The organism is Microcystis sp. M179S2 (assembly GCF_020245805.1).
Lineage (GTDB): Bacteria > Cyanobacteriota > Cyanobacteriia > Cyanobacteriales > Microcystaceae > Microcystis > Microcystis aeruginosa.
The window spans coordinates 1-9,762 of sequence record NZ_JADBUE010000352.1 but is presented as its reverse complement, the minus strand read 5'-3'; the positions used below and the strand labels follow the sequence as shown (position 1 = coordinate 9,762).

General features: G+C 40.8%; 10 protein-coding genes. 6 read left to right on the top strand and 4 right to left on the bottom strand.

Annotated features, from left to right (window positions below; genetic code table 11):
- Positions 1 to 410 precede the first annotated feature (410 nt).
- Genes IM500_RS22080 through IM500_RS22070 form a run of 3 tightly spaced genes read left to right on the top strand, consistent with a single transcriptional unit; the run spans position 411 to position 3,943 of the window.
- Complete coding sequence (locus tag IM500_RS22080) at positions 411 to 1,796, top strand: dihydrolipoyl dehydrogenase family protein (RefSeq protein WP_190722098.1); 1,386 nt, start codon at positions 411 to 413, stop codon at positions 1,794 to 1,796.
- A gap of 25 nt (positions 1,797 to 1,821) precedes the next feature.
- A complete protein-coding gene (gene tmk / locus IM500_RS22075) occupies positions 1,822 to 2,445 on the top strand; it encodes a dTMP kinase (RefSeq protein WP_190722099.1) in 624 nt (207 codons plus the stop codon).
- A gap of 4 nt (positions 2,446 to 2,449) precedes the next feature.
- Positions 2,450 to 3,943: a thymidylate synthase gene (locus IM500_RS22070; protein ID WP_287739534.1), complete on the top strand. Its 1,494-nt coding sequence runs from the start codon at positions 2,450 to 2,452 to the stop codon at positions 3,941 to 3,943.
- 144 nt (positions 3,944 to 4,087) lie between these two features.
- On the opposite strand, the gene IM500_RS22065 is transcribed toward IM500_RS22070, so the two are convergent.
- From IM500_RS22065 to IM500_RS22050, 4 genes are all read right to left on the bottom strand, one after another.
- On the bottom strand, positions 4,088 to 4,519 hold the full coding sequence (locus tag IM500_RS22065; RefSeq protein ID WP_190722101.1) for a DUF4278 domain-containing protein: 432 nt from the start codon (positions 4,517 to 4,519) through the stop codon (positions 4,088 to 4,090).
- 617 nt (positions 4,520 to 5,136) lie between these two features.
- Positions 5,137 to 5,892: an ABC transporter ATP-binding protein gene (locus IM500_RS22060; protein ID WP_190722102.1), complete on the bottom strand. Its 756-nt coding sequence runs from the start codon at positions 5,890 to 5,892 to the stop codon at positions 5,137 to 5,139.
- The gene (locus tag IM500_RS22055; RefSeq protein ID WP_190722111.1) at positions 5,893 to 6,696 is read right to left on the bottom strand and encodes an ABC transporter permease; all 804 of its coding nucleotides are present in this window, start codon (positions 6,694 to 6,696) and stop codon (positions 5,893 to 5,895) included.
- Between the two features lie 370 nt (positions 6,697 to 7,066).
- On the bottom strand, positions 7,067 to 7,942 hold the full coding sequence (locus tag IM500_RS22050) for an ABC transporter ATP-binding protein (RefSeq protein ID WP_079207487.1): 876 nt from the start codon (positions 7,940 to 7,942) through the stop codon (positions 7,067 to 7,069).
- 160 nt (positions 7,943 to 8,102) lie between these two features.
- On the opposite strand from IM500_RS22050, the gene IM500_RS22045 reads away from it, so the two are divergent.
- The 3 genes from IM500_RS22045 to IM500_RS22035 all read left to right on the top strand — a co-directional run.
- On the top strand, positions 8,103 to 8,603 hold the full coding sequence (locus IM500_RS22045) for a L,D-transpeptidase (protein WP_079207483.1): 501 nt from the start codon (positions 8,103 to 8,105) through the stop codon (positions 8,601 to 8,603).
- 126 nt (positions 8,604 to 8,729) lie between these two features.
- Positions 8,730 to 8,984, top strand: coding sequence for a SemiSWEET transporter (locus tag IM500_RS22040; protein ID WP_079207481.1), 255 nt, complete (start codon positions 8,730 to 8,732; stop codon positions 8,982 to 8,984).
- Positions 8,985 to 9,107: 123 nt separating this feature from the next.
- On the top strand, positions 9,108 to 9,762 hold a 655-nt coding region (locus tag IM500_RS22035; protein WP_287739533.1), incomplete at its 3' end, for an RNA-guided endonuclease InsQ/TnpB family protein.

The following is a 9,762-nucleotide window of genomic DNA, read 5'->3' as shown; positions in this document are numbered from 1 at the left end:
TTTCACCGATAGGTTATTGCCCGAATGCTTCGCCCCTACAGGACGCGGGCCGATGAAGACGCAAGGTTTTGAACGACGATTCTCTCAAAATCTTGCACCTGTGGGAGCGAGAAAAGCCCCAAAACCCTTACTTTGCCTACATTTCAAATTTATTCAGCAAACCCTACTTAAGTGTTAAGTTTCCGATTCCTGAATACCGTCTCCTGATTCCTGACTCCTGACTTGAAAGAGGGTGTAGGGTGTAGGGTGTGGGGTGTGGGGGAATGGGGAAATGGGGAGACCACTTCGTGCGCGTTGCGGGGGGAAGTGGGGAAGTGGGGGAATTTCAACTAAAACCCTTAAACCCTAACACCCTAACACCCCAAAACCCCCAACACCTTTTTTGACTTTTTACTTTTTACTTTATATTTGTGGTTTACGACTTAGTAATTATTGGTGCCACTCCTGCGGGGATAGAAGCGGCTTTGTTGGCTGTTCACCTCAAAAAAAGGGTGGCTTTAGTGCAACAGCCTTCTAGGGACAATTTAGAGGCATCTGAGGACATTTTTAGCAAGGGCTACAGCCAAATTATCCATCTCTATAAACTGCTGAATCATTGGCAAGAAACGGCCGTTTATCCCCAGTGGCAACGGTTGCGGCAATGGTTAGAGGAAGTAGATAAAACTATTAATAAACATCATTCTTTGGCAAGATTAGCCACGGAAGGAATAGATGTGATCCCGGGTGGGGGGGAATTTGTCCGGCTGCCCCATTTAGGATTTGTGGTTAACGGTCGGCAATTGTTGGCTAAACACTATCTTATCGCTACTGGTTTTTATCTGCAAGTCCCGAAAATTTTCGGCTTAGATGAGGTTAATTATTTTACCGCTCAAACCCTTTGGCAAGAGCCAAATTTAGACAAGTTGGGACAACATTTAGCGATTATTGGCAACAGCAGCATGGCTGTGAGTTTAGCGCAAATTCTCCGACGTTTAGGGAAAGAAATTAGCTTAATTATCGAGGATAATTATCTACTGCCGGATATTGATCGGGAAATCTCCCATTTAGTTACTGCCATTTTAGAAGCGGAAGGAATTAAGATTTTACCCGGCTATTGTCCTAGTCAAGTGAAAGCGATCGAGGGTCAAAAATGGTTACAATTAGGCAATCGTGTTATCGAAGTTGATGATCTCATTTTTGCTGGTAATTATCAAGTCAATGAACAGGGATTAAATTTGGCCGGGGTGGGAGTTAAACTAGAGGAGGGATTAATTAGGGTTAATCAGCAATTCCAAACCGATAATTCCCGCATTTATGCCCTAAATTTGCTCAGAAATAATTATCCCGATCCTACTTTAAATCATCGGGCTGCTTTTGGGTTAGTCAAGCATCTGCTCACGGGAGAAAAATTTAACTTTAATCCCGAGCAAATTCCCTCATTTATTGCTTTCGATCCTGCTATTGCTTGGGTGGGTTTAACTGGAAAAGCAGCCCAGGACAGCTATGGTGAGGAGGTAAAGATGATCAACTATCCAATTAAAAATATAGTCCCACAGCAAATCTGGGGGGAAACCACGGGATTTTGTCAATTAATCTACCGACAAGATGGTAAAATACTGGGAGCGCAAATAGTCGGTAATCAAGCAGCAGAAATGATTAGTATTATCAGTTTAGCTTTACAAGAAAATTTAACCATACAATCCCTCAATAAAAATATTTATGCTTGGGGAAGTATGGGAGAGATTATCGGAGAAATGACGCAATTAATCCCCCAGAAAAAATCTTGGTTAACTTGGCTAAAACAATTATTCAGATAATTAGATCGAGAAGGAAGATTAAATTATGAAACCGAAATTTATTGTCTTTGAAGGTATTGACGGATCGGGAACAAGTACCCAAGCAAAACTCTTACAAGAATATTTTTTAAAGCGAGGGGAAAAAGCAGTTTTAAGTCCGGAACCTTCCGAGGGAGTCATCGGTCGTTTGATTCGAGAAATAATGCAAACTAATCTTATTTCTATCAAAGATCAAAATCAATTTGACCGACAAATGGCCTATTTATTTGCAGCTGATCGCCATGATCACTTATATAATGATCACGATGGCATTTTTAAACTTATTCACCAAGAACAAACCCACGTTATCACTACTCGTTATTATTTTTCCTCCCTGGCCTACAATTGCAATAATCCCGAAGAATTTGCTTTTGTTCGGCAGTTAAATCAACATTTTCCCAATCCAGATATAGTTATTTATATCGATGTTATTACCGATATTTCTCTAGCAAGAATTAAAAACAGAGCCATCACAGAAGTGTACGAAAAACAAGAAAAATTAATGAAAGTTCGTCAAATGTTTATCGAGATATTTAAAGAATATAAAGATAATTGTTTACAACTGGATGGCAGTGATACAATAGAAAACCTTCACCGAAATATTATTAATTATCTTGAACGATTAATTTAAATCCATGCTTAGTACAGAAACCACCCCTAAATTCACCTACCAACCCCACTATAAACCCAATCAATTAATCTGCGGTCACGGCCAAACAGCAATTATCACGGGATGGACAGTAAAACAGTCCCTTGCTAAACATTTAAATCCCGACCAATACGCGGTGATTGGTAATCTTTATAGTCCCACCAGAGGAATTAGTCCCCTGCTGAGAAACTTAATAGCAAATCCCCACGTTAGATACTTAGTTATTCTCAACGCGACTAAGGAAGATAAGAACTCCGGTAGCTGTCAATGTTTGCTAGATTTTTTTAGTCAAGGATTCCAGTTAGGAAAAAGTGACACAGGTAAAGAATGTTGGCTAATTAATTCTTCTACCACTGGATATATTGACAAAGAAATTGACCGAGAAATTCTCGAAAAATTGCGTCAATCAATTCAATATCAACCAGTTAAATCCATCCCAGAAGCGATTGAAACTGTCAAAAATTATGCAAAACAATCCCCCTTACCAACTTGGGGAAAACCATTAACCTTTCCTATCTCAGAAAATCTTCCTTCTCTCCTACCCGGGACAAGATACGGTCATCGCATTGAAGGAAAAACTATTGCCGAAACCTGGGTAAAAATTCTCCAAAAGATTAAAACCACCGGCACAATTAGACCGACAGGATATGATGGTAAATGGCAAGAATTAATTGACCTAATGGCCGTTGTTACCGATGAACCCCCAGACTTTTATTTTCCTGAACCTAATTATTTGCCTATAGATAGAGCTTTTCTTACCGAATATATTGGACAAATTCTCGATGATTCTCCTATACACCAAGGAGTTAAATACACCTACGGTCAAAGATTGCGCTCTTGGTTTGGCCGGGACCAAATTGCACAGGTTATTAATAAATTAATCTCAGAAATTGATGCTGCTAGTGCAGTTATGTCCCTCTGGGATGTGAAAGACCACGAAAAGGGAGGTAGTCCCTGTTTAAATCATATTTGGGTGCGAGTGGTGGAAAATGAATTATCTCTCACCGCAATATTTAGAAGTAATGATATGTTTGCCGCTTGGCCGGCAAATGCCATGGGATTGCGCGCTTTACAGCAACATATTTGCCAAGAAATCAATCAACGCTCCCAGTATAATTTAACCTTGGGTCCATTGATTACTATTAGTCAATCGGCCCATATATACGATGATACTTGGGAGAATGTCGAACGATTAATCGCCACCCAGTACGATAAAATTGTCAATCAGCGCGACTTTTTTGACCCTAGCGGTAACTTTTTGATTTCTGTGGAAAAAGAACAAATTCTTGTCCAACAAACTACCCCCGGCAGCGGGGAAGTTGTCGCTTGTTATCAAGGCAAAAATCCCCTCAAATTAATCCGCGAGCTTGCCGCTACCAATCCCGCAATTATTCCCGAACATATCGGTTATCTGGGAATCGAGTTACAAAAGGCATACAATTGTATCAAAAATAATCAGCCTTATATTCAAGACCAGTAGATAAGTGGGAAGTTTCAGTGAACAGTGAACAATAAACAGTAAACAGTGAAAAGACAGTAGGAAACTTCTATTTAATACTACTCACTTAAAACTCAAATCTGATAACTGATAACTGATAACTGATAACTGATAACTGATAACTGATTACTGGTCCTTGTTTGCTGAACCAGCGCCGCGATATTTGAGAGATGAGGAGCGAATTGGGTTAGCCACCGTCGGATTATTGGTGATTTTAACCTCCGCACCGCGATATTTACCCCCTCGCTCCTTGACAGGAGCTTCGGCGACTGTTGGCTCGATATAGGTGGCGCCACGATACTTTTTCTCGCCGACGGTTTCTGGAGTGGGGACGGGGAGATTCTTCTGCTCTTCTCGTCCTTGCCATAAAAAGGTGACGACAATCACAACTGTCAAGAGAATTAATAGCTGAATCTGCCAAGGAGCTAAAACCAGACTCAACACTAAACTAATTACCGTGGCGGCACTGGCCAGATAAGCGATCTCATCGCTGGACTTCTGCCAGAAATAGGCAGCCAGAGCAGCGGTGAATAGTGGTAACAAAAACAAATAGGACATTCTGGGTACACCTTGTCACGCTAGTGAACCAATCTCCCTATATATTACCTCCCTAGCTTCGATCGGCGAAAAATATTAACTCAGCTTATAACTCATATAAGTTTTATTTTGTCAATTCTTCTTTACAATTTGTAAAAATATTGTTACATTTATTTATATGAACTAAAAGTTAAAGCAAAACAGCCAAGACACCAAGCCAGTTCAGATTGTCTCGAAGAGTATAGGACAGAAGATGATTCCTTGAGTCCGAGACAACGGCAAAAAACTTGGCCTACTAGCTTAAAAAAGTTTTCGGGGTTTGGGTTTACCCCATTGACAGATTTGCTTGAGTTCTCCTACATAACTTAGCGCTACCTCGGCTGGACACCGAGGTTTTTTATTTTGTTACAGCGTTTTCAACTAAGTCAAACGTAGGCTCTCTTCTTCTTTGTGTGATAAGTTTAGATTATCTAGAAGCGATCAATCTTTGTGTCCTTTGTGTCTTTGTGGTTCGTTCCAGTTGGTCTCGCGTAGCGAGCGCGTTGCGACCGCCAGCAGGAATGTACCCTATAATACATTTTACCCACCAAACCCAAGAGAGCCAAACGTAGATAAATTAACTGAGCTTACCTACTTAATTAAAAATTAACTTCATTTTGATGCACGGAATCCAAATAAAACTTGATTACATCTTCCGATTTACCCTGACATTGCAACTGGCCCTTATTCAGCCAAATTGCTTGGTTACAGGACTCTTGAATTAAAGTCAAATCGTGGGAAACTACTAAAATAGTAGCGTTAGAATTCCAGAATTTTTTTAACCGTCGTTTACACTTATTTTTAAAACTTTCATCCCCGACGGAAAGGACTTCATCAAGAATAAGAATATCGGGGTGAACCTCTGTTGCGATCGCAAATCCTAAACGAGCCACCATCCCGGAAGAAAGAGATTTCACCGGCGCTCCCATATATTCTTCTAACTCAGCAAAGTCAAGGATATCTTTGGTTTTTTCCTTCATTTCCTGACGGGAAAATCCCAGCATTACCCCATAGAGAATAATATTATCTTTTACTGGTAAATCTGGATCAAAACCCGCTCCTAATTCAATTAGAGAGGCAATTTGTCCCCTGACTTTCACCTGTCCCTTTGTCGGTTCCAGAATACCACAAATAACTTTTAAGAGAGTAGATTTTCCTGCGCCATTAGCTCCAATGATACCTAATTTTGCTCCAGAATTAATGACTAAATCTATATCATCTAGAACTAATTTTTTGGCCGGTTGACGATATTTACCTTCAAGAATAGAGAAGATTGTCCTTTTTAGATCGTAGGAGAATTCTTCTTGAGTACGTCTTTCGAGAGACACTTGATCGAGTCGAATTACTTCTGTCATTTATAATAAATCCATAAATAAATGTCGCCAGAGTCGGAAGCAAGTCCAACCAATTCCTAAGATGATGATCCCACCGAGTAGAGATTGAAAAATCAAACCAAAATCCGGTAATCCGGGGGAAAGGGACAATTGGCGAATACTTTCGATTACTGGCAATAATGGGTTTAATAGGAGGAATGGTTGTACGGAAGGAGGAATAATTTCCGGGGGATAAAAAATCGGGCTGCTAATCCAAGCGACAAAACAAACAATTTCGTAAAAATAGGGTAAGTCTCTGAAGAAAACGTAGAGGGTACTGACAAAAAAACCCACTCCCGTGCAAACCAGAGAAAGACCGATCACGGGAAAAATCAGAGCAATTACATTAATTAAACTTTGAGATTTCCAGAGAGTTACTATAGCCAAAAGGGGAAAGATACTAATAGCAAATTGAAAAATATTTGCCACTACCATCGAAAGGGGAAAGATGCTAACCGGCAGACGAATTTTATTTAAAATACTGCCATTACTAACGATACTAGGTAAAGCTTGGTTAGTGGAAGCATTAAAGAAATTTATTACTACTAAACCAGTGAAAGCCGCTAGGACATAGTTAACTATAGAATTATCAAAATAAGAGGCGAAAACCGTGCCGAAAATTGCCGTGTATAGTGCAGTCATAATCAGGGGATTTAACAAGGACCAGTAAACCCCCAGAAAAGAACCCCGATAGCGTCCCTTGAGATTACGTTCCACTAAAACACTAAGCAATTCGTAATATCGCCGCGCTGTTGACCATCTAGTTTTTGTCTGGAGATCGGTCATAGGGATAATTGTCATCTCGTCAGTATTCAGTGCTTCATTCTAAACGATTACCGTCAATTTTGTCTATCGATCGAGAGGGGAATCTAGTTTTTATCCAGTTCCCGATGACTCTCCCTCTCGGGAAAAAGTTCCCTTCCTAGGCCATTTATCTGGCTCAAAAAGCTTAAAAACCGCTAAAAGCCTCTTTTTTTAGGTTTGAACTCGGTTTTTAGGGACAGCCTCAGCTAATTGACCTAGACTCTAGCAGGTTGGCCCATAAAATAGACATCAGATAAAAGCCAAGAAACGCCGATTTAAACACAGTTAATCTCAGAAAAACCGGAGTCAAAGACCGATAACTGAACAACTTCCTAACAGCCAAACCAAGAATTTAATCTAATTGATGTCCCGTCAGTTCCACAAAGATATCTTCGAGGTTGGAAGGGCGGCACATTACTCCAGTTTTATCGCTCAAACTGTCAAGATAGGCATTGGCATCAGCCACGGTGGGGAAGAATTTATAATCGATTTTATCGCCAACTTGTTTGATAACTAAACCCTCGCCATACTTAGTGCGAAAATCCGTTATAGTTCCTAATTCGATTAATTTGCCTGCGTCCATAATGCCAATTCTGCCCAGTTTTCCTGTGCCGTTATCCTGACAGAGAAATTCCACTTCTTCCATGTAGTGAGTGGTTAATAAAATTGTCATTCCTTGCTGGTTTAAATCGCGAATTACTTCCCACAAACGACGACGATTTTGGGGATCTAAACCGACCGTCGGTTCATCGAGAAAGAGTATTTTTGGTTCGTGAAGAAGAGCGCGAGCAATCTGTAAACGTCGTTTCATCCCTCCGGAAAGAGTTTTGGCAAGGGCAGATTTTCGATCGCTTAAACTGACATAATCTAAATAGCGATCGATTAATTCCTGTCTCTGGGGATTGGGGATATGGTGCATCCGGCCGTGAAATTCCAGATTTTCCCAGACGGTTAATTCCCCATCAACGCTAATCTGTTGCAAGACTACCCCTATATTTTTCTTCACCTGATCGCGGTATTTTTTCACATCATACCCCGCCACTGCGATTTCTCCTTGACTCGCTTCGGTTAGGGTGATAATCATGCGGATTGTCGTCGATTTTCCCGCACCGTTGGGACCGAGTAAACCAAAGATTTCCCCTTTTTCGATGGTAAAGGAAAGCTCGTTAACTACTGGGAGATTGTTATAGATTTTAGAAACGCGATCGAGAGCAATAGCGGCGGTCATAGTTACAAAAGTTAATATTCCAGCTAGGGATTAGTGTAACCGAATTAGCCCAACTCGACTCCGATTTTATCCTTCCCTCCCGCACTCACCATATCGACGGTTTGACATCCTCACAATCAGATTAGAATACAGATAAAAATTTTGACTTTGCTGGTATCAGATGCGAGTTTTGCTGCCGATTCTCTGTTTATGTCTAGGAATAGGGGAATTTTTCCTCAATCCCCCGATTAGTCTGGGCAATTCCCTTCCCGCAACCACGGCAACCCGAACGGAAACCCGTTTGCTGCTGAATTTAAAAAAAAGACGGGTTTTTGTTTACCAAGGACAGAAAATAATTGCTTCTTACCCAGTGGCGATCGGTCGTCGGGGTTGGGAAACCCCGACGGGACAATTTAGGGTGATTCAGATGGTGCGGGAACCCGTCTGGGAACATCCTTTCACCGGGCAACTGGTGCCATCGGGAAAAAACAACCCTTTAGGGGCGCGTTGGATCGGATTTTGGACCGATGGAGCGAATTTTATCGGTTTTCACGGTACACCGCAAGAAAATCTCATCGGCCGGGCCGTCTCCCACGGTTGCGTCAGGATGCGCGATCGAGATATAAAGGCTTTATTTGAAAAGGTACAAATCGGCACTTCAGTGATAGTAATCGCTCAATAGAAACAATGGGGAAAAAATGTCACATTTACGAACACTTTACCCGATGATGTCGAGAGAGCCGTCTTAACCAGTAATTTAGATAGTCAACAGTTTAAAATGAGAGAAACTAAGCCAAGAGGATAAGCGGTGAATATTATTGAACTAATCGGGATCGTGGCGGGAATATTAACCACTGTCTCTTTTTTACCCCAAGTGATTAAAACTTGGCGTTATCGTTCGGCTAAGGACTTGTCCCTAACTATGTTTATTTGCTTTTGTCTGGGGGTTTTTCTTTGGCTAATCTACGGGATTTATGTGAGCAGCAAACCGATTATTGTCGCTAATTTTGTTACTTTTATCTTAGCGGGGACAATTCTCTATTTTAAGATTAAATATGATTAAATTGACAATCCCTTGCAGCCCTCTTGGCTCACGTCAACGAAGGCAGCAGGCGGTTGGCAGGAGGCCGTGTCAACTTAAAGAATTTTGTGTTAAGATATTGATACCCAGTCTAGCATTGTCAAAATGTTTGTACTAGAATACAAAGTTAAGCCAAAACCTAATCAGATAGAAGCCATTAACGAAGCAATACGGACAACCCAATTTGTTCGGAATAAAGTCCTGCGTTATTGGATGGATAATCAGGGTGTTGGCAAAACCGAGTTATTTCGGTACAACACAGCATTAAGGAAAGAGTTTAAATTTGTTGATGATTTAAACTCCCATGCTTGCCAGACTGCCGTAGAAAGAACCTTGCGGGCAATTACTCGGTTTTACGATAATTGCCAAAATAAAGTTAAAGGAAAGAAAGGCTACCCTAAGTTTAAAAAACATTCCCGTTCTGTTGAGTATAAAGTATCTGGATGGAAACTATCAAAAGATAAACGTCATATTACCTTTACAGACAAAAAAGGTATTGGCACTCTTAAACTGATTGGCTCTAGAGATATTAATTATTATCAACCAGACCAAATTAAACGGGTAAGAATCCTTAATCGTGCCGATGGTTATTATGTGCAGTTCTGCATTAAATTAGACCCCAGAGACACCGTTAAGCCTTTAACACCTTCCCAGAAAGCCACTGGGATTGATGTGGGATTAAAGTTTTTCTTAGTAGATAGCGAAGGCCATCAAATTGATTGTCCGAACTACTATCGAAAAGCTGAAAAACAATTAAACC

Excerpts from the sequence above, each read along its gene's own strand:
- IM500_RS22050 (WP_079207487.1), bottom strand. The coding sequence starts at position 7,942 with ATGACCGCCGCTATTGCTCTCGATCGCGTTTCTAAAATCTATAACAAT.
- IM500_RS22065 (WP_190722101.1), bottom strand. The coding sequence starts at position 4,519 with ATGTCCTATTTGTTTTTGTTACCACTATTCACCGCTGCTCTGGCTGCC.
- tmk (WP_190722099.1), top strand. The coding sequence starts at position 1,822 with ATGAAACCGAAATTTATTGTCTTTGAAGGTATTGACGGATCGGGAACA.
- IM500_RS22060 (WP_190722102.1), bottom strand. The coding sequence starts at position 5,892 with ATGACAGAAGTAATTCGACTCGATCAAGTGTCTCTCGAAAGACGTACT.
- IM500_RS22045 (WP_079207483.1), top strand. The coding sequence starts at position 8,103 with ATGCGAGTTTTGCTGCCGATTCTCTGTTTATGTCTAGGAATAGGGGAA.
- IM500_RS22055 (WP_190722111.1), bottom strand. The coding sequence starts at position 6,696 with ATGACCGATCTCCAGACAAAAACTAGATGGTCAACAGCGCGGCGATAT.
- IM500_RS22070 (WP_287739534.1), top strand. The coding sequence starts at position 2,450 with ATGCTTAGTACAGAAACCACCCCTAAATTCACCTACCAACCCCACTAT.